Source organism: Laspinema palackyanum D2c (assembly GCF_025370875.1).
Taxonomy (GTDB): Bacteria; Cyanobacteriota; Cyanobacteriia; order Cyanobacteriales; family Laspinemataceae; genus Laspinema; species Laspinema palackyanum.
On sequence record NZ_JAMXFD010000023.1, the window covers coordinates 47,221 to 67,825 of the forward strand.

Consider the following 20,605-nt stretch of genomic DNA (forward strand, 5'->3'; position numbering starts at 1 on the left):
TAAAATGATTACAGTTTTAGTCGTGGAAGATGAAATTATTACGGCGATCGATATTCAAAGTAGTTTAGAAAACTTAGGGTATCACGTTCCCCCCATCGCTTCTACGGGCAAAGAAGCCTTAGACCGGGCTGAAAAATTTCAGCCGGATATTATCCTCATGGATATCGTTCTCAAAGGAGAAATCGATGGTATCGAAACGGCTAATCTAATTCGCGATCGCCAGCAAATTCCGATTATTTTCCTGACCGCTTATTCTGATGATGCCACTTTAGCCCGGGCCGGAATTAGTGAACCCTTTGGCTACTTACTCAAACCCTTTGACGATCGGGAACTCCATACCACCATTCAAATGGCTCTCAAGCGCTATCAGGCGGAATCAAAAATCCGGCAAGAGCGCGATACCGCCGCCCAACTCCAACGAGAAGCCGAAAATTTGGTAGAATTGAATTCTCGCTATATTGCCATGACTTCCCACGAATTCCGCACCCCGATGACAACGATTCAATCCTCATCGGAATTGCTGGAACATTACAGTCATAAATGGTCCGAAGAGAAAAAACTCAGCCATCTCAAGCGGATTCAATCTTCAATTAAGAGTATGACCAACCTCTTAGATGAAGTATTGACCATTGGCAAGGCGGACGCCGGTAAACTAGAGTTTAATCCTATTAACTTAGATGTGGTCACGTTAGCTAAAGAACTGGTGGAAGAACTGCATTTAACCACGGATAAACCTCGGATCAATTTGCAAGCCTTCGGGGAGATTGACCAGGCCACTGTAGACCCCAAATTGATGCGTCACATCTTGACAAATCTCCTATCCAATGCTTTAAAATATTCCCCGGCTGGGGGAACGGTGGAGTTTACCGTGACAGGTCAAGGGGAATACCTGATTCTATCGGTGCAAGATTCAGGAATTGGGATTCCCGAATCGGATTTAATCCATCTGTTTGAATCTTTTCAACGGGCAAGCAATGTCGGCAGTCTTCCCGGGACGGGTTTGGGATTGGCGATCGTCAAAAAGTGTGTCGATCGCCATCATGGAACCATTACAGTTAACAGTCGCGTAGGAGTCGGCACCACGTTCACCGTCACCTTACCGATGCATTCCCCCGTTACTTCCACCATCCCGGTGATTTAAAAGCATAGGTTTTTACTTCCGGTCCCCTCCCCTGTGTCTTGGTCCGGGTTAGGGTGGGGTCTTCCGGGTGGCGCTCCCACCTCACGAGGAATTAATGGGTGGACTCTCGGAGTGAGGCGCGATTCCCTACGGGATAGCTCCGCTTACCGCCCGTCACGAAGAAAGAGGACCCGCCTCCATAGAGGTGCGATCGGCTGATGGGGGTGCTTGACGTGGCAGATGCCACGTCAAGAAGACCCCACCCTAACCCTCCCCTTGGCAAGGGGAGGGGACCGGAGGTGCAGTTAGGCGCTTCTATGAGTGCCCTTACATGAAATCACGATTGATACCAACCGGATTGGGTCTGAAACGGGTCTAATTGCGGTTGAAATAAACAGCAAATGACCCGATTAAAGGGGTTAATGCTTTTCATCCTAGGTGGGAACTAATTCCCCTGGACGTAATCGCGCCCATTTGCCCATTTCTTCTTTAAAACTTTCACAACCGACCACATCCCATTCCATCTCAATGGCATCCGGGGTATTGCGGATATTCACGTTAATGGTGGGTTCTAGGGGTTCAAAATCGGGGGTTTCAGTTAAATGGGGCTGTTGATGTTGATATTCCACTGCGTTATAGGTTAAGCAGCGATCGACATAGTGGCAGTTTACGCAAATACACATCGTAAACACTCCATACGGCTTTTTTGTTACTCTAACGTAATCAGCAGAGATATTGCCCACCCGGTAGGTTGATTTTTTTATGAAACAAGGCGAATCTATTCGTACTCTGGGTCCCGAAACTTGGCCGTTTAGCTTGGAAATGCTGCCTAATGATGCCTATCTCGTCGGGGGTTCGGTCCGAGATGCCTTGCTGGAACGGCAGTCCCCCTATTTGGATTTAGATTTTGTCTTACCGGGTTATGCGATTAAAATTGCCAAGCAGATTGCCGATCGCTATAAAGCCGGGTTTGTGGTCCTGGATGATGAACGCAAAATCGCCCGGGTGGTGTTTCCCAATGCCACGGTGGATTTTGCCAAGCAGGAGGGGATGACCCTAGAAACCGATTTGCAACGCCGGGATTTTACGATTAATGCGATCGCCTACCATCCTACAACGGGTCAGATTGTAGACCCTCTGAAGGGACAGGAAGACTTACAAACCCGCACAATCCGGATGATTTCCCCCACGAATCTCGCGTCGGACCCCCTGCGTCTGTTACGCGGTTATCGGCAGGCGGCGCAATTGGGGTTTACCCTAGAACCTCAAACCCAAGCGGCAATCCGACAATTAGCGCCTTTGTTGCGGCAGGTGGCAGCGGAACGGGTGAGTACGGAGTTATGGTATCTGCTGAATTGCCGGGGAGGAAGTCGTCATCTGGTGGCAGCGTGGGAGGATGGTTTGTTGCGCTATTGGTTGCCCGATGCCGCGAAAGATTCCTTAACTATTTTAACCCGGATTGATGAGGCAGCGATGCAATTGGGGGAAAAATGGCCGCAGTTGGCGGAAGAATTGGCGGCGGATTTGCACGCTACTTTGAGGATTTCTGGATATTTAGAAATTGCCAAATTAGTCTGTTTGTTACCGTTTGAACCGGGTTTAGCACAAGGGCAATTAATGCGCTTAAAGTTGAGTCGGGTGGAAATTAAAGCCGCGATTCAGGTGATAAAAAGTTGGCAGTTAATCCAACAGCAACCGGAGTTGACAGAATGGACGGTGCGATCGCATTATTTTCTATTTCGTCAGGTGGGGTCGTTGTTTCCGTCCTTAGCAGCGATCGCCCTTGCCTCGGGAATTTCTCTGGAGGCCCTAGGCAATGCCGTTGAGCGCTATTTGGACCCGGAAGACTTGGCAGCACATCCCAAAGTTCTGATTACTGGGACCGATTTAATCAGCGAATTAGGGATTCCTGCGGGTCCGCAAATTAAGGAAATTTTAAATCAAATTCAGTTGGCAACGGTGGAGGGAGAGATTTCTACAAGGGAGGAGGCAATGGCATTAGCTGATAAAATCCGAGGATCTATTGGATGATTAACTGACACCCAGCTAAAGGATTAAAAACTGGGGTGCTTAACAAAATGTTGGCAAGAAAACAGCAAATCATGTGAGAAATCGGGTCTCTCACACCCAGTAAAGGATGAGAAACCGGGTTTCTTACCCAAATGTTGGGAAGAAGACAGAAAATTGTGTGAGAGGTTCTACCTCTCACATTAGCTAAAAAACTAGAACAAGGACTAGCGCACTGTTGCAAAATATCTACCCTAATCCAACTCAATCCCCTGCCTTTTGCTTGAGCACCAGTAAGGTGATATCATCATAAACTTTTTGTGGACCAATATATCCTTTAACATCAGAAATCACCGCTTTTTGGATTTCTTGCGCCGATTTGTAGCAGTTTTTTTGGGCCACTTCAATTAACCGTTCTAATCCATATTCTTGGTTATCCAGATTAAACGCTTCGGTAATCCCATCGGTGTAGAGTACCACCACATCCCCTGGATTTAACTCAATGCGGGCAGTGGTGACAAACTCGGCTATTTCTTCCACCATTGCAATGGGAAATCCTAAATCAATTGTATCAATTCGTTCCACTTTTCCGCCCGATCGCACCACCAGCACTTCTTCATGTTGTCCACTAATTTGCAACACCCCATCAGCATAATCCAACAGCGCCAAGGTCATAGTTTTATCACAATTCATCCGTTGAGCATTATGATAAACTGTACGATTCAAGACATCTAAAAATTCCTGGGGGTCCGTAAAATTGCCTTCCAATAAACTGCGGACGACGGTTTGAGCCATAATCATCAATACCCCACTTTCTAACCCATGTCCCGTCACATCCCCAATGCCAATTTTCACCCGGTCCTGATATTGCAGCACATCATAATAATCGCCCCCGACTTCTTCTGCGGGTTCCATAAATCCGGCAATATCTAACCCGGAAATTGCATTAAGTTCCGCCTGTTTCGGTAAAATCATTTGTTGCAGGCGACGGGTGACATCTAATTCCGCTGCCATGCGAAGATTATCTGCTTTGAGGCGATCGTTCAGAATGGTAATTTCCCCATTTGCTTGGGCCAATTCAGCGGTCCGTTCCTCCACTTTTTGTTCCAAGGTGCGGTACAGCAGGGCATTTTCTAGGGAAATAGCTGCTTGGGAGGCTAAAACTTGCAGGACTTCTAGGCGATCGCCTGTAAAGGCATCGGTAGTTAAGTTATTTTCAAAATAGAGAATTCCTGTCAGTTTCCCTTGATGGCGAATGGTGGTACAAAGTACCGATTTCGGTTGATGTTTTAGAATATATGGGTCTTGGGTAAACAGTCCTTCGCGAGTCGCATCATTTAACACGATATCGGACTGAGTTTTGGCGACATAGTGAACAATTGCCGTGGAAAGCTCATGACACTCCTCTACGGGAAGGGATTGCAGAACCATCCTTTTTTCCCCGGAAACCACCGCTGCTTCAACGGTTAAGCGGTCCTCGGTTTGTAAAATTAAAAAAGCTTTAGATGCACCGGCATTTTCTTGGAGAATTAAAATTAATTTCTCCAGCATTTTACTGAGGACAATTTCACTGGAAAAGGCTTCCGCAGCTTTCATAACCGTAAACAAATCGAGGGAACTGCTGCGACTGCTTTCGGTAGAGGAATTAACAGTTTCAAACGAATCAATCGTTGAACCGGATTGGCCCGCCCTGCGTAAAAATTGAGGATATTTAGTTTCTAGCTGGTCAACCTTAGCCTCTGCACCCCATTTTCGGTAATTATAGCTCGCTTCTCGGATATAAACCTGGCCGAGTTCATCCCATCCTTTGCAGAAATAGAACTGCGCCGCCAATTCATTCGCGAGGGCTTCATTTTGAATAAAACCGGATGCTTTTGCCTGGGCGATCGCCTGTCGATAAAGTTCCATTGCTTCCAGTTCTTTCCCCGAAATTCGCGCCATTTCCGCCGACACCAAGAGGAACTTATCCTGGTAATTCTCCGGGCAGTTTTCCGCCCAAATCTGGAGTTGTTGCTGCTGTTGTTCGAGAATAAACCAATACTCTTTCTGTTCTGTTTCCGATGCCGTGGGATAAACCGCTGCTAACACCAACCCATAATAAAATGGATGTTTCGTTAGGGGGTAAAACCCAAAGTTAGCCGGAACAAGGGGTTCCGCTTCCCGACAGATGGCGAGGGCTTCCTCATAGCGTTCAAACGTATATAAAAACTGGGTTTTTAAATAATAGTACCAGTTCAACCCAATGAGTAAATTTACTTCCCGCCACAACCGCAATCCCTCCACTTCATCAAACTCGTTCTCAATCCCCTGAAACTGCTTGATCACGTGCTGTAAATTTAGGCAAACGTACAGCATACTCTGATAATTGGTCTGGCGAATGATGAGCAGAAATTTATCAGATTCCTTGGCAATTTCTGGCAGACTGTCCCCAATTTCCAACCGCGTCCAGAGTGTCAAGAATAAAGCCCATACTCCATAGACGACATCCCCAATAGACCGGCAAATCAAGTAAGAGCGGTTATAGAAGGGCAGATTAGTCTTAAAGGGTTTCCTGTAAGGATTGATGGCACTACAAAACAAATTAATTACCTTGCCGCCAAAAATAGGAGTCTTAGATTTTTCCAGGAGTTTTAAGGCCAGTTCTCCAAATTCATATCCAGTTTTATAGTCGTTTTGGAGTGCCAGCATCAATCCGTAAGCTGCGTAAGCAAAGGCCGAGGTATCGGTATGACCAAAGGTTAAGGAAAGCCGGGTCATGCTTAACACACACCAGCCATTATAATTCATGTATTCTTCACTAAATGGAGCTCCCCACAAGTTGGCTAGGAGGGTCATGCAAACCTGTTTTTCTGGGTCTTCCATCGGGGGTCGATGCAGGAGTTCAGCAATATTAACTCCCGTCAGATTGGCTTGCACTTCCTGTATTTGGATGCCGATCGCCTCTTGCAATTCCTCCTCGGTTTCCGGCACCTCTAACCCCATCAGATTCAGACCCGCTAATCCCGCTTGCACCGATTCCTGAAATCGCTCCCTGATGGGAGACAGCAGCATAATCAGGTTATAAATTTCCGCCCGGTCAAATTTATCAACAACTTGCTCTAATAAAATGCTAAATAGCTCGTCCGCCCTTTTAAAATTACCGGCTAAATACTCACATTCCGCCAGTTCTCGATACACCGTAAAGGTCAACTCATAAGCAGTTTGCCAAGCAGTTTCCAGCAACAGAGACCGGGCGATATTAAAATGTTTGACCGCCGCTTGATACGCCGTAGAAGCTTTCGCTTTTTTGCCTGCTAAACTATTCAAGCGAGCGACTTCTAATTTAAAATCAGAGTCCACAATCGCCTCTAGGCCCGCATTCAAATGGGTTGCAATATCAAAAATGTTCGACTCCAACTCTTCAGAACTCGTGTGACTGAGCATTAACTGACCAATCTGTAAATGAGTATTGGACCGTTCTGATTCCGGAATCAAAGAGTAAGCCGCCTGTTGAACACGGTCATGTAAGAAATTATATTCTATGCTAAAATCGCTATCTTGCAAAAAGGCCGCTGTTTCTTGACTACTTTCTGGCAAAAAGCTGTAATTTTTACTAGAAAAAATGAATCCTTCCCGCACGGCGGGCCACAAGTCCCGGGCGACGAAAATCTGGGACTCTTCCCGGACCACTGCTAACGTTTTCAAATCAAAACTATTCCCAATACAAGCGGCTATCTTCAAGGTTTCTTGAACCTTCGGGGCAAGTTTTTGAATCTTTTGGGTCATTAATTCAACCACATTATCCGTCATCCCCACCGCTTGAATTTGCTCCAGTTTCCAGGACCAAGCACCCCGACCTTCCCCTTTGGGAAATCGAAACGTTAATAGGTTACTGTCATAAAGCGATTTGAGCAACTGGTTGATAAAAAATGGATTACCTTGAGTTTTGTGAGCAATTAAATCGGCCAGGGGCAGGCTTTTAGTTTCAGAACAGTGCAGAGTATCTGCAATCAATTCATTGATATGTTCTAACTGTAGGGGTTGCAGTTCAATCCGATTAATAATCGCTCCTTTTTGCTCCATCTGTTCCACTACTGAAATTAACGGATGAGCCGCATCCACTTCATTATCCCGATAGGTCCCAATAATCAGTAAAGCCTGACTTTCTGACGCCGTTGCCAATCGTTGAATCAGTTTCAAAGACGCCAAATCTACCCACTGCAAATCATCCAAAAATAAGACTAGGGGGTGTTCTTTTTTGGCAAAAACTGCTATAAACTTTTGAAACAGTAAATTAAAGCGGTTTTGGGTTTCCGTAGGCGCTAGTTCCGGAACCGGAGGCTGCACACCAATCAGTAACGCTAATTCCGGAATCACATCGGTGATCACCTGTCCTTCTGTTCCTAACGCTTCGATAATTCGCTGTTGCCAACGGGCCAATCGTTCCGGAGTTTCGGTTAAAATTTGGCGAATTAGGTTTTGGAATGCTTGAATCAGGGATTGATAGGGAATATCGCGGTTAAATTGGTCAAATTTTCCCGAGATAAAATAGCCCCGTTGTTGGGCAATGGGTTTGTGAATTTCTTGCACAATGACCGATTTGCCAATTCCCGAAAACCCTGACACTAACATCAGTTCGATTCCCGGGGAATGGGTATCTGGAGTTTCTGCACTTTCCCCCTTTTTGCTGACTCGTCCAAACGCCCCCATTAACGCCGCAATTTCCGCTTCTCTGCCGTAAAGTTTTTGGGAGATTTGAAATTTGTCCGAAGTATCCTGTTCCCCAGGAGTAAACCCCTCAATCTGACCGGTTTCTTGCCATTGCTTCCAGCCTTTTTCTAAATCGTAGCTTAACCCATAAGCACTTTGATATCTTTCTTCTGCCGTCTTTGACAACAGTTTCATCACAATGGCACTGAGAACTGGAGGAATTTTGGGCTTAACTTCATGAGGGGAAATCGGTTGTTTGGCGATGTGAGAATGAACCATCTCTACCGGGTCCGTCGTGGAAAAGGGAAGCTCTCCGGTGAGCATTTGATAAAATGTGATTCCCAGAGAATAGAAGTCCGTGCGGTAGTCAATGGAGCGATTCATCCGCCCGGTTTGTTCCGGGGACATATAGGCTAAAGTTCCTTCGAGTAAATTCGGATTACTCAAGGTTTGCTGGGAGCGTTCCAGACGAGTAGAAATGCCAAAATCGATGAGGGTCACTCGGAAGGGAGCGAGATTGACTACCAGATTTTGCGGTTTAATATCTAAATGAATAATTGAGGATTTATGAAGTTCTCCCACACTTTTCGTGAGGGAAATCGCTATTTTAAAAAAGGTTTCTAAGTCTAGGATTTGAGTAGAGAGTAGTTGTGCTACAGTCAAAGGACCGGCATCTTCCATGATGAAGACAAGCCCTCGACTCCAGCTTTCTAGGCTTAAAGGCTTAACAATACCGGGGATATCTACCGAGTTTACCACATCATATTGATGTCGGAATTTAGCAATTTCGGTCGGGGTGGGATATTCAGTTTTTAAGAATTTGAGAATTTCAGTCTGGACTTGGCCTTCTTTGCGCCCTCGGCAAACAATCGTATGACTACTTTCATGAATTTCTTCTAAGATTTCATAACCTGTAAAAAAGAGCATAGTTTTTCCTGTCAAGTTAGATTGAGTTGTTTTGCAGGGGAAGTCAAGGGATACAAGCTAAAATCAGAGTAACAGTTTGTTGTGGAGACGAGGAGTAATTCTTATGAACTCAGAGTTCAAGAGAGTTTCTTTAACTTATATCCAAGTTACAATTGAGCTAAACCCATGTCAAGTCAGGGGCAGAAATTAGAACTTTACCAAGAGTAACCACCCCGAGGAGAAGCCGCAGCAATTGAGGCGATCGCGCAACTTACTCCGGCGATGAACACTCAAACTGACCCCGAAGGCAACCGACCCACAAAATGAGACCAACAGCCCAAAGAGCAGGGGTGCATCTGAAGCAAGTTTACTCTGGAGCCAAACCTGCCTAACGTTTCTGACATCCAGTAAAGGACGAGAAACCGGGTTTCTGACCAAAATTTGGGCAAGAAAGTAGCAATTTCTTTGAGAAACCCGGTTTCTGAACTCCCGGAAAAAAACTACAGCACTTCAGGCAAACATCTCCCCTAATCCGGCTCAATCCCCTGCCTTCTGCTTGAGCACCAGTAAGGTGATATCATCATAAACTTTTTGTTGACCGATATATCCCTTCACATCAGAAATCACCGCCTCTTGGATTTCCTGCGCGGATTTTTGGCAGTTTTGCTGCGCCACCTTAATCAACCGTTCTAATCCATATTCTTGCTTATCCAGATTAAACGCTTCCGTAATTCCATCGGTATAAAGCAAGACTACATCCCCTGGATTTAACTCGATGCGGGCGGTGGAGACAAACTCCGCCATGTCTTCCACCATTGCAATGGGAAATCCTAAATCGATGGTGTCAATTCGTTCTACTTTTCCCGAAGAGCGCACCACCAAAACTTCTTCATGTTGTCCGCTGATTTGCAAAACCCCCTCAGCATAATCCAACAGGGCTAAAGTCATCGTTTTATCACAATTCATCCGTTGAGCATTATGATAAACTGTGCGATTCAGAACATCTAAAAATGCCTGGGGATTGGTAAAATTCCCTTCCAATAAACTACGGACAACGGTTTGAGCCATAATCATCAACACCCCACTTTCTAACCCATGTCCCGTCACATCCCCGATGCCAATTTTCACCCGGTCCTGATATTGCAGCACATCATAATAATCGCCCCCGACTTCTTCGGCAGGTTCCATAAATCCAGCAATATCTAACCCAGAAATCGCATTAAGTTCCGCCTGTTTCGGTAAAATCATTTGTTGCAGGCGACGGGTGACATCTAATTCTGCTGCCATGCGAACATTATCGGCTTTTAGGCGCTCATTCAGAATAGTAATTTCCGCATTCGCTTGCGCCAATTCAGCGGTCCGTTCCTCGACTTTCTGTTCCAGGGTGCGGTATAGCAAAGCATTTTCTAGGGAAATAGCCGCTTGTGAGGCTAAGACTTGTAGGACTTCTAGGCGATCGCCTGTAAAGGCATCAGTGGTTAAGTTATTTTCAAAATAGAGAATTCCTGTCAGTTTCCCTTGATGGCGAATCGTGGTACAAAGCACTGATTTCGGTTGATGTTTAAGAATATAGGGGTCTTGGGTAAACAGTCCTTCCCTTGTCGCATTATTTAACACCACATCGGACTGAGTTTTGGCCACATAATTAACAATTGCGGAGGAAATGTCCTCGCATTCTTCTACGGGAATCGATTGCAAAACTATCCTTTCTTCACCGGAAATTACCGCTGCTTCAACGGTTAATCGGTCTTCGGTTTGTAAAATTAAAAAGGCTTTAGATGCACCGGCATTTTCTTGGAGAATTTGAATTAATTTTTCCAGCATTTTGCTGAGGATAATTTCGCTAGAAAATGCTTCCGAAGCTTTCATCACCGTAAACAAATCCAGGGAACTACCACGACTGCTTCCCGTGGAGGAGTTAACGGTTTGGAATGAATTAATCGGTGAACCGGATGGACTCGCCCTGCGTAAAACTTGAGGATATTTAGTTTCTAACTGTTGAACCTTGGCATCTGCGCCCCATTTTTGGTAATTATAAGCGGCTTCTCGAATATAAACCTTGCCGATTTCATCCCATCCTTTGCGGAAATAAAACTGTGCGGCTAGTTCATTCGCGAGGGCTTCATCTTGAGTAAATCCTGATTCTTTTGCCTGGGCGATCGCCTGCCGATAAAGTTCCATCGCTTCCAGTTCTTTACCGGAAATTCGCGCCATTTCTGCCGACAGTAACAAGAACTTATCCTGATAATTCTCCGGGCAGTTTTCCGCCCAAATTTGGAGTTTTTGCTGCTGGTTTTCCAGAAAAGCCCAATACTGTTTCTGTTCGGTTTCCGATGCCGTAGGATAAACCGCTGCTAACACCAAACCATAATAAAACGGATGTTTTGTTTGGGGAAAAAACCCAAAGTTAGCCGGAAATAGGGGGTCGGCTTCCTGACAGATGGCGAGGGCTTCCTCATAGCGTTCAAAGGTATATAAAACCTGGGTTTTTAAATAATAGTACCAGTTCACCCCACTGATTAAATTGCCCTCGCGCCACAACCGCAATCCTTCCGCTTCATCAAACTCGTTCTCAATCCCCTGAAACTGCTTGATGACCTGCTGCAAATTCAGGCCAGCGTAGACCATACTTTGATAATTGGTCTGGCGAATCGTAATCAGAGATTTCTCCGCTTCTTTCGCGATTTCTGGCAGACTATCCCCCATTTCTAAGCGGGTCCAAAGTCTCAAAAATAAAGCCCATACCCCATAGATCACATCCCCTACGGACCGGCAAATGAAGTAAGAGCGGTCATATAGGGCCAGATTAGTGGTAAAGGGTTTCCGGTAAGGATTGACGGCATTACAAAACAAATTAATCACCTTACCCCCAAAAATAGGAGTCTTGGATTTGTCCAGTAGTTTTAAGGCAACTTCTCCAAATTCATACCCGGTTTTATAGTGGTTTTGCAGTGCCAGCATCAACCCATAAGCCGAGTAAGCAAACGCCGAAGTTTCCGCATTGCCAAAAGTTAAGGAAAGTCGGGTCATGCTTAACACACACCAGACATTATAATTGATGTACCCCCCGCCAAATGAAGCCCCCCAGAAGTTGGCTAAGAGGGTCATGCAAACCTGTTTTTCCGGGTCTTCCATCGGGGGTCGGTGCAGGAGTTCAGCAATATTAACTTCGCTCAAATTGGCTTGTACTTCCTGCATTTGTAGCCCGATCGCCTCTTGCAATTCCTCCTCGGTTTCTGGCACATCTAACCCCATTAGTTTCATCCCCGCTAATCCGGCTTGCACCGATTCCTGAAATCGCTCCTGGGTAATCGTCAGCAGCACAATCAGGTTATAAATTTCCGCTCGGTCAAATTTATCAAAAACTCGCTCTAATAGGATAGTAAATAGCTGATCCGCCTCCTGGAAATTCCCCGCTAAATACTCACATTCCGCCAGTTCACGATACAGGGTGAAGGTGAGTTTGTAAGCCGTATCCCAAGCAGTTTCGGGTAACAAAGACCGGGCGATCGCCAAATGCTTGACCGCCGCTTCGTAGGCCGTAGACGCTTTCGCTTTTTTCCCTGCTAAACTATTCAAGCGAGCGACTTCTAATTTTAAATTAGGGTCAAAAATCGACTCCCGACCCGCATTCAAATGGGTAACAATATCAAAAATTTTAGACTCCAACTCCTCAGAACCCGTGTGACTGAGAATTAACTGGCCAATCTGTAAGTGAGTATTAGACCGTTCTGATTCAGGAATTAAAGAGTACGCCGCCTGTTGAACGCGGTCATGTAAGAACTTATATTCTATACTGAAATAGCTATCTTCTAAAGACGCAGCAGTTTCTTCACTACTTTCTGGTAAAAAGCTATAATTCTTACTAGAAAAAATAAATCCTTCTCGCACAGCAGGCCACATATCCCGGGCGACTGCAATTTGAGACTGTTCCCGGACCACCGCCAAAGTTTTCAAATCAAAACTATTCCCAATAGAAGCGGCGATCTTCAAACTTTCCTGAACTTTGGGGGCCAGTTTCTGAATCTTTTGGGTCATTAATTCAACCACATTATCCGTCATCCCCACGGCTTGAATTTGGTCCATTTCCCAAGACCAAGCACCCCGGCCTTCCCCTTGGGAAAACTCAAATGTTAACAGATTGCTGTCATAAAGCGACTTAAGTAACTGGTTGATAAAAAATGGATTGCCTTGAGTTTTTTGAGCAATTAACTTCGCCAGAGGTTGACTGGTCGTCACTGAACAACGTAGCGTATCGGCAATCAATTGATTAATATCTTCTAGCTGTAGCGGTTGCAGTTCGATCCGATTAATCACTGCACCTTGTTCCTCCATTTCCTCGATCGCCGAGATTAACGGATGAGCCGCATCCACTTCATTATCCCGATAGGCCCCAATCATCAGTAAAGCCTGACTTTCCGAAGCGGTTGCCAAGCGTTGAATCAGCTTCAACGAAGCCAAATCCACCCACTGCAAATCATCCAAAAACAGCACGAGGGTATGTTCTTTTTGGGCAAAAACGGCTATAAACTTTTGAAATAGTAAATTAAATCGGTTTTGGGTTTCCGTGGGTGGCAGTTCAGGAACTGGAGACTGTTCCCCAATCAGCAACTCTAATTCCGGAATTACATCGGTGATCACCTGCCCTTCCGTTCCTAACGCCTCCATAATCCGCTGTTGCCAACGCGCCAATCGTTCCGGGGTTTCTGTTAATATTTGCCGAATCAGATTTTGGAAGGCTTGAATCAGGGATTGATAAGGGATATCCCGGTTGAATTGGTCAAATTTTCCCGAGATAAAATAGCCCCGTTGTTGGGCGATGGGTTTGTGAATTTCTTGAACAATCACCGATTTGCCAATCCCGGAAAACCCTGACACTAACATCAGTTCAATTCCCGGTGAATTAGGCTTTGAAAATTCTGCATTTTTGGCGGTTCCGCTGACTCGTCCAAATGCCGCCATTAAAGCCTCAATTTCCCCTACTCTGCCGTAAAGTTTCTGGGAGATTTGGAATTTATCCGAGGCATCCTGTTCCCCTGGGGTAAACCACTCAATTTCGCCGGTTTCTTGCCATTCTCTCCAGCATTTCTCTAAATCGTAAATTAACCCATAGGCGCTTTGATACCGTTCTTCCGCTGTTTTGGAGAGCAATTTCATGACAATGGCACTCACCACCGGAGGAATATTTGGATTAATTTGATGGGCGAGAATCGGTTGTTTAGCAATATGAGCATGAACCATTTCTAACGGGTCCGTTGTGGGAAATGGGAGTTCCCCCGTGAGCATTTGATAAAAGGTCGCCCCCAGAGAATAAAAGTCCGTGCGGTAGTCAATGGAACGATTCATCCGCCCGGTTTGTTCCGGGGACATATAGGCCAGAGTGCCTTCGAGTAAATTCGGATTACTCAAGGTTTGGTGGGAGCGTTCCAGACGAGTAGAAATGCCAAAATCTATCAGGGTCACTCGGAAGGGGTCGAGATTGACCACAATATTTTGGGGTTTAATATCCAAATGAATAATGGATTGTTGATGGAGTTCTCCTAAACTGGTCGTAACGGGAATCGCGATTTTAAAAAAGTTTTCTAAGTCCAGACTTTGAGTAGAAAGCAGTTGCTCTACAGAGAAAGGGCCGGCATCTTCCATCGTTAAAACTAGACCTCTACCCCAGTTTTTGAGGCTGAAAGCTTTAACAATCCCTGGGATATTTAACGGCTTGACAATTTCATATTGATGTCGGAATTTAGCAATTTCTGTTGGGGTCGGATATTCATTTTTTAAGAATTTGAGAATTTCCGTCTGCTTTTGGCCTTCCTTGCGGCCTCGACAAACAATCGTTTGATTACTTTCATGAAGTTCTTCTAAGATTTCATAACCCGCAAAAGAGAGCATAGTTTTTCCTGGTCAAGTTAGTTTGAGGGGTTTCGCAATGGAAGTTAAGATGCCTGAGAGCTACAAATAGAATAACAGTTTTTCCCCAGAGACAACGAGCAGCGATCGCCTGCTCACTGACTCGGTTCGGGAACGTCCCGGGGTAGGGTTTTTCGATTACTCCTATTCTAGCCAAGTGAGGGTCCTATCCTTACGGGAAAACTTCGACCCCACAAAGCTGTTATCCAAACTGAACCATTAAAGGAGCGCGATCGCCCACTCAACTCCCATAGGATAATAGGCACCAGTGAACTCAGCGATCAAGAGAGTTCCTTTAACTCGGCTCCAAGTTACAATTGAGCTAAATCCATGTCAAGTCAGGGACAGATACTAGAACTTTACAAAATTTGAGGAATTTACCCTACAAACGAGCACCGAGAGCCATTCTATATAGAGGGTTCGTCTCTTGTGTTTTACAGATGATTATTGAAGTTCTGAATTCAAATTAAGCCGGTTATTTCTCCTGCGCGATCGCCTCCCATAAACTCGCCAAAGGTGGCATCGGGCCTCCCCCTAGGCGATCGCTCACCCATTCGGCAGCAGCTAAACCGGATTGCAATGCAGTTTCAATTTGCCGATCGCCACACCAATCTCCCGCACAAACCATCGGTAAAGGTGTCGTCGCCGTCAATAACGCTTCGGTTAAGGGACGCCGACAAAACCCATAGCGCCAACGATGGACCTGCATCCATTCTGGCTCCTTCAACCAAGGAAACACCGATTCCCCCAACCGATCGCACAATTCTCTCCCCACTGCTTCTACGTCCGTGGCGTCTAAATATTGTTCGGCAAACTGGGCGCTACTGTGCAACACAAACACAGGTTGAGTCGCCCCTGAACCCTTGCTACTCTGCCAAAACAGTCCCCGCAAGGGACTCTCTGGTGGAAAGAGTAGAGATCGCCCCCGATATTCTGCCTGGACTAACTCTCGTTGTTTTGATGCCGGATACCCCGCCATCACACTAATGCAGGGATCAAACTCCACCGCCTTGAGGCGATCGAGGAACGGACGAGGCAAACCCGGATCCCCCGACTCTAACAGCATCACCGCTTGGGGGGCCGGAATCGCCATCACCAGGGCTTTTGCCCGAACTGCCAGAGGGACAGCAGCATCCGCAACCTCTCCCATCCCTTCTAACTCCAAATGCCAATACTCCTGGTCCGTGGGGCTAACCGTTTGGACGCGACGGCAACGCCAAATCTCTAGCTGACGCGCCAAAAACTTGCCCACCGCATTGATCCCCGCTGGGGCCACATAATAAGGAGCAGAAAGGGTTACAGCGGGATTCATACCCCATCCACTTGTCAAAGAACTGTTTTCGCTAGTAGCCTGCGTAGGGAGGCTTTGTCCGGATAGTCCCACCCGATCGGGTGTGGGTTCTAGCTGATAAACCGTATCGGTCCAAGGGACCACAATTCCCGCCCGAGACAGGACCTGCACCAACTGTTGAGAAAGCATTCCCCGGGGATCTAAAAACGGTGCGCCAAAATCAGCCTGGGTATCATATAATCTACGGGTAGCGACTCGTCCGCCCACGCCGCGAGATTTTTCGAGGACGACAACAGAACGACCCAGACACCGCAACTGTTGGGCACAGGTCAATCCCGCGATCCCCGCACCGATCACGGCAATATCAAATTCAACGATGCGATCGCTCATCGGTTTGTCCTCATCGGGTGTAAAAAAAGGGGTTTGACTAATCTACCGGAATTGGGACGGTTTCGAGTAAGCTAACAGCAATCGGTCAACTCAACAGGCAGGAACAGACGGTAAATATTTCTGGCCCTTGAGTGGGCGGATCAATCGCCAACATCAAGATGGCCAATCGGTCGAAACCGCAGGGTTTACAAGACAAGCACAGGGGAGGAAGCCAACCTTGGACGAACTGAGAGCAGCGCTAGAGTTAGCCACAGAAGAGGAATTACAGCAAATCACGGACATCTTGTTCCGTCGTCGCTTTAATCCGATTGATTACCTACAAACTCCAGAACCGATCGATATCCAAAGTCGCGATCGCGATTTCTGGCTAGATGCGATCGAAGAGAGATTTCGCTATCTCGCCGCCGATGGGTTAACCGTTTTAAGAGGAAAAACCCGCAAAGTCACCTACCGACAAACCCTCATCCAAGTTTGCCGCTATTTAAAAATTCCCTATTCTCAAGCCCTCTCCACCACGGATTTAGAAGCCGAGGTGTTTCTGTGCTTATTGGGCAAAGCATGGCGACAACTCCCGGCATCCGAACAAAACGCCTTGACGGTAAGGGTCCAGCGATCGCTGGCATCGGCAACCATTCCCAAACCCCTGCCCCTGTCGGTCCAAAAAGACCCCCTTGGCTTACTCTTCAAAGGGGGTAGTGCCGTAGCCTTTACTTCCGTCGTTAAGCCGATCGTCCTGAAACATATTGCCCATCAGTTTGCCCTCCATTTTGCCCGCTATCAAGTCGCCCAAACCGCGATCGTTCGCGGGGGCGCAGTGGCAGCCGGTCAAGTTCAAACCTACCTCACCGCCCAAACTGCCAAACGCGGAATGGCCCTCTCCGTCGCCCGCTATGGGGCCGCCCGCAGTGCCTTAGCCTTACTCGGACCCGTCCTCTGGGGCTGGTTCTTCGCGGATTTAGGCTGGCGGACCATTGCTACCAACTATGGACGCATCATCCCTACCATTTTTACCTTGGCCCAAATTCGGTTAACCCGCAGTGACTGTTGGGAATTTGCTTAATGAGTGGTTGCTGGGAGATGGGGAAGATGGGGGAGATTGGAAAGATTGGGGAGATGGGGAAGATGGTCGTTATCCGATGTTTGTAGTAGCGACTTCAGTCGTTATCCCGCGTTCCTTATTTCCCTCATCCTTGCCACTTCATCCTTCATCCTTCATCCTTCATCCTTAAATCCTGCACTCTGCCAATGACCAAATCCTTACCCCTGCGGACCATTTGCCATCCCGATCGCCGGTTACAACTTTGGTGGAATAGCGCCCAAGTGGGACTGTTTTTATTACCCATGAGTCCGTTACTGGGTGGGATGGGTTTGTTGTTCGCCCTGTTTGGCACCTGGAAAGAACGATACCGGGAAATTCACGGGCGATCGCTCAACCAAGGATTTGCGGTCCTGGCCCTGTGGTTAGTCTTAACAACCCTGTTTGCACCCGATCGCCTCTCTGCCTTCCTGGGATTATTTAATTTTCTGCCCTTCTTTGCCTTATTCGTCACCTTTAGCCTCCTCATCCAGACCCCTGCACAGATGCGGCGAATGGCTTGGATTGCGATCGCCACCTCAGTCCCGATCGCTGTGATTGGCTGGGGTCAACTCTTTTGGGGATGGGCGGGACCCGTCAAATTAGGATTAATTTTAGATTGGCGGTTGGATGCCACTGGCGCACCTCCGGGACGGATGGCGTCAGTGTTTGAATATGCCAACGTTTTGGCCAGTTATTTTTTAATGACCTTTATTCTGGGATTGGGACTGTGGTGTGAGACCTTTCAGGCATGGCGAACCCTGAAACAACAGCCGAAAAAACCGGAAAAAATCCGCGATCCCCGCGATCCCCGGGTGGTGAAAACCATTGACCTCTCGGTAACGGGAGAGGAAGGAAAAGTGGGGTGGGGTTTGGTGTTTTTGACCCTGGCGTTACTGGTGAATGCGATCGCCTTGGTGTTGACCAATTCCCGCAACGGTTGGGCGATCGCCTCGATGGCGGGGTTGGGGTTTATCCTGTACCTGGGATGGCGTTGGCTGCTACTGTTCGTTATCGGTGCCCTGTCTGCTGTGTTGGGGTCGGCTTTTGGTCCTCACCCCCTGCGCCAAGGTTTGCAGGCGATCGTTCCGGCTTATTTTTGGATGCGCATCACGGACCAGTTATATCCCGATCGCCCCGTGGCAACCCTCCGCAAGACTCAATGGCAATTTGCCTGGGATTTGACTCAGACTCGCCCGATCACCGGGTGGGGATTGCGAAGCTTTACCGAACTCTACGAAGCTCAAACCCAAGTCTGGATGGGTCATCCCCACAACTTGTTTTTAATGCTGAGTGCAGAAACCGGAATTCCCGGGATGCTTTTATTGTCCGGGTTAGTCGCTTGGGTCCTGGCAAAAGGGATCTTAACCTTAAAGCATTGGTCCGATCTGCCTGTAGAGGGTAATGTCGAGGGGACTGCCTCTGTCCCGGGAGTGATGACCAATGATCGCCTAATTTTTTTCACCTACCTTGTTACCTTTGCCAGTTGTACCTTATTTCACCTCTTCGATGTCACCCTGTTTGACTCTCGGGTGAACATTTTGGGATGGTTGATCCTCGCTGCAATTTATGGGGTAGCAGACTCCCGGCGATCGGCGGTTTATTAAGTTATTTTACCTCTGCCGTGGGAAATACGAGAATCCACGGATCCGAATATCCGAGAAATTACGGAGACTCGATTTCTATAGATCTGCGGTGGTTGAATCAGGACGATCGCGTTTATGGTAGCTTCAGATGCTCATAAAAAATTTGAAGCTTACAAAAATTCTGATGATGATCATAGATGCGATTTACCAGTTCCCGAACCTGACCGTAACCGATGTTTTTTCTCATATTTATTCCGTCGGACGGATTACCCAACGCGATCGGCAATTTATCAAAGTTGCCCTTTTAGAACAGGACCTCAGTGATGAAGAAATTACCCTCATCGATCGCCTAGTCTATGCAGTCCGGCGCGGTTGGCTGCAAATGATTGATTAATTTCTATCCCCAGTAGTGATTAATTCAATCTTAACTGTAACCCTGGATACAATGGTTAGGTTATTTCGCTTCATTCGCGTCATTCTCTGCCTTTTTTCCCTTCGCTATATTTAGGAGAATCCGCAAACCCAACTTTGCCATAATTGTTATGATTTCTTTACATTAGGGAACCCTCTTCTGGGAACTTTTCCCTCACTTGCCCTAAATTGATAAGTCAAGATACTGTCTCAGTCTAAAACTCGGTGGATACAAGTTTCAATTGGGACAAGGCTTGTCACAGATGGGGATGAGAAACCCCGTTTCAGAAACGGACTAGGGGACCAGAAACCGGGTTGCTGGCGGAGTTTGTTTGGACTTGTCACAAATGGGGTGAACAAGGCGATCGCCTCCTCTTGGCAACAAACCGCTACAATACAGTCAACCCCTCAAATTGCACAGCTCAAATGGACGACGAACTCACAACCTTGGCCTTTTCGGACTATCTTGAATTGGAGAAAACCAGTCCCGTTCGCCATGACTATATCGCCGGTCAACTCTTTGAAATTGAAACCCTCAGTCCCCAACACGATCGCATTGCTATCAATATCGGATCCGGACTCTACGACAGGCTGCGAGATACAAACTGCCAAGTATTTACTGCGGAAATGAAACTCTGGATTCCATCGGTAGATGTTGCCTATTACCCCGATGTTATGGTCATTTGTGAACCGGAAGACCGCCATCCCCAGTATAAAACTCAACCGCGCTTAATTATAGAAATTCTCTCGGGTAATAGCCTAGGTACGGACCGTCAGGAAAAGTTTTTCGCCTATCAAACCTTACCCAGTTTCCAGGAATATGTCCTTGTTCATCAAGACCCAATAGGGATTGAAATTTATCGCAAAACCGCAGAAGGACACTGGGAAAAAACTCTTTTAAATCCCAAAGAAGACCTGCATTTGCAATCCCTGGGATTAACCTTATCCCTAACAGAAATTTATGAAAATTCCTTGATGGAATAGCCGAACAGGTGTAACAGTTGCAACAACCGGAGGGGGTTGAAACGTTGGCAGCCTAACAACAGCTAAAGGCAACACCCGGCGGGGGATAAATCCCCCGCCTAATAGCTAAAGTCGTCTAAAGACGACTAAAAAAACCACCCGATAAGACTTATAGTCGGTTTCAACCGACTTTAGCTATTAGGCGGGGGATTTATCCCCCGCCGTAGAGGCGCTTATAAAAGCGCCTCTACAGACTAAAA

Annotated in this window: 12 protein-coding genes; 7 read left to right on the forward strand and 5 right to left on the reverse strand. The window is 46.8% G+C overall.

Annotated elements, in window-relative coordinates; genetic code table 11:
* Positions 1-4: 4 nt before the first annotated feature.
* Positions 5-1,141, forward strand: a complete 1,137-nt coding sequence (locus tag NG795_RS21515; RefSeq protein ID WP_367290720.1) for a hybrid sensor histidine kinase/response regulator — start codon at positions 5-7, stop codon at positions 1,139-1,141.
* Between the two features lie 91 nt (positions 1,142-1,232).
* Here NG795_RS21515 and NG795_RS21520 read toward each other — a convergent pair whose 3' ends face one another.
* Positions 1,233-1,367 (reverse strand): hypothetical protein, encoded by a 135-nt coding sequence (locus NG795_RS21520; RefSeq protein ID WP_367290689.1) that lies wholly within the window; start codon positions 1,365-1,367, stop codon positions 1,233-1,235.
* A 187-nt stretch (positions 1,368-1,554) separates the two neighbouring features.
* Positions 1,555-1,803, reverse strand: a complete 249-nt coding sequence (locus tag NG795_RS21525) for a Ycf34 family protein (RefSeq protein WP_261201950.1) — start codon at positions 1,801-1,803, stop codon at positions 1,555-1,557.
* Between the two features lie 79 nt (positions 1,804-1,882).
* On the opposite strand from NG795_RS21525, the gene NG795_RS21530 reads away from it, so the two are divergent.
* Positions 1,883-3,151, forward strand: a complete 1,269-nt coding sequence (locus NG795_RS21530; RefSeq protein WP_367290690.1) for a CCA tRNA nucleotidyltransferase — start codon at positions 1,883-1,885, stop codon at positions 3,149-3,151.
* Between the two features lie 240 nt (positions 3,152-3,391).
* Here NG795_RS21530 and NG795_RS21535 read toward each other — a convergent pair whose 3' ends face one another.
* The 3 genes from NG795_RS21535 to NG795_RS21545 form a co-directional block, all read right to left on the reverse strand.
* Entirely contained in the window at positions 3,392-8,743 is a 5,352-nt protein-coding gene (locus NG795_RS21535; RefSeq protein ID WP_367290691.1) for an AAA family ATPase, read from the reverse strand.
* Between the two features lie 516 nt (positions 8,744-9,259).
* Positions 9,260-14,611 (reverse strand): SpoIIE family protein phosphatase, encoded by a 5,352-nt coding sequence (locus tag NG795_RS21540; RefSeq protein WP_367290692.1) that lies wholly within the window; start codon positions 14,609-14,611, stop codon positions 9,260-9,262.
* A gap of 493 nt (positions 14,612-15,104) precedes the next feature.
* Positions 15,105-16,310: an NAD(P)/FAD-dependent oxidoreductase gene (locus tag NG795_RS21545; RefSeq protein WP_367290693.1), complete on the reverse strand. Its 1,206-nt coding sequence runs from the start codon at positions 16,308-16,310 to the stop codon at positions 15,105-15,107.
* Between the two features lie 217 nt (positions 16,311-16,527).
* Here NG795_RS21545 and NG795_RS21550 point away from each other — a divergent pair, with 217 nt between their 5' ends.
* The 5 genes from NG795_RS21550 (at position 16,528) to NG795_RS21570 (ending at position 20,366) form a co-directional block, all read left to right on the forward strand.
* A complete protein-coding gene (locus tag NG795_RS21550; RefSeq protein WP_367290694.1) occupies positions 16,528-17,370 on the forward strand; it encodes a YaaW family protein in 843 nt (280 codons plus the stop codon).
* Positions 17,348-17,539, forward strand: coding sequence for a hypothetical protein (locus NG795_RS21555; protein ID WP_367290695.1), 192 nt, complete (start codon positions 17,348-17,350; stop codon positions 17,537-17,539). The genes NG795_RS21550 and NG795_RS21555 overlap by 23 nt, the downstream gene beginning before the upstream one ends.
* A 16-nt stretch (positions 17,540-17,555) precedes the next feature.
* Positions 17,556-18,992 (forward strand): O-antigen ligase family protein, encoded by a 1,437-nt coding sequence (locus tag NG795_RS21560; protein WP_367290696.1) that lies wholly within the window; start codon positions 17,556-17,558, stop codon positions 18,990-18,992.
* Between the two features lie 163 nt (positions 18,993-19,155).
* The gene (locus NG795_RS21565) at positions 19,156-19,365 is read left to right on the forward strand and encodes a hypothetical protein (protein ID WP_261201186.1); all 210 of its coding nucleotides are present in this window, start codon (positions 19,156-19,158) and stop codon (positions 19,363-19,365) included.
* A 332-nt stretch (positions 19,366-19,697) separates the two neighbouring features.
* Positions 19,698-20,366: a Uma2 family endonuclease gene (locus tag NG795_RS21570; RefSeq protein ID WP_367290697.1), complete on the forward strand. Its 669-nt coding sequence runs from the start codon at positions 19,698-19,700 to the stop codon at positions 20,364-20,366.
* The last annotated feature ends 239 nt before the right edge of the window (positions 20,367-20,605 follow it).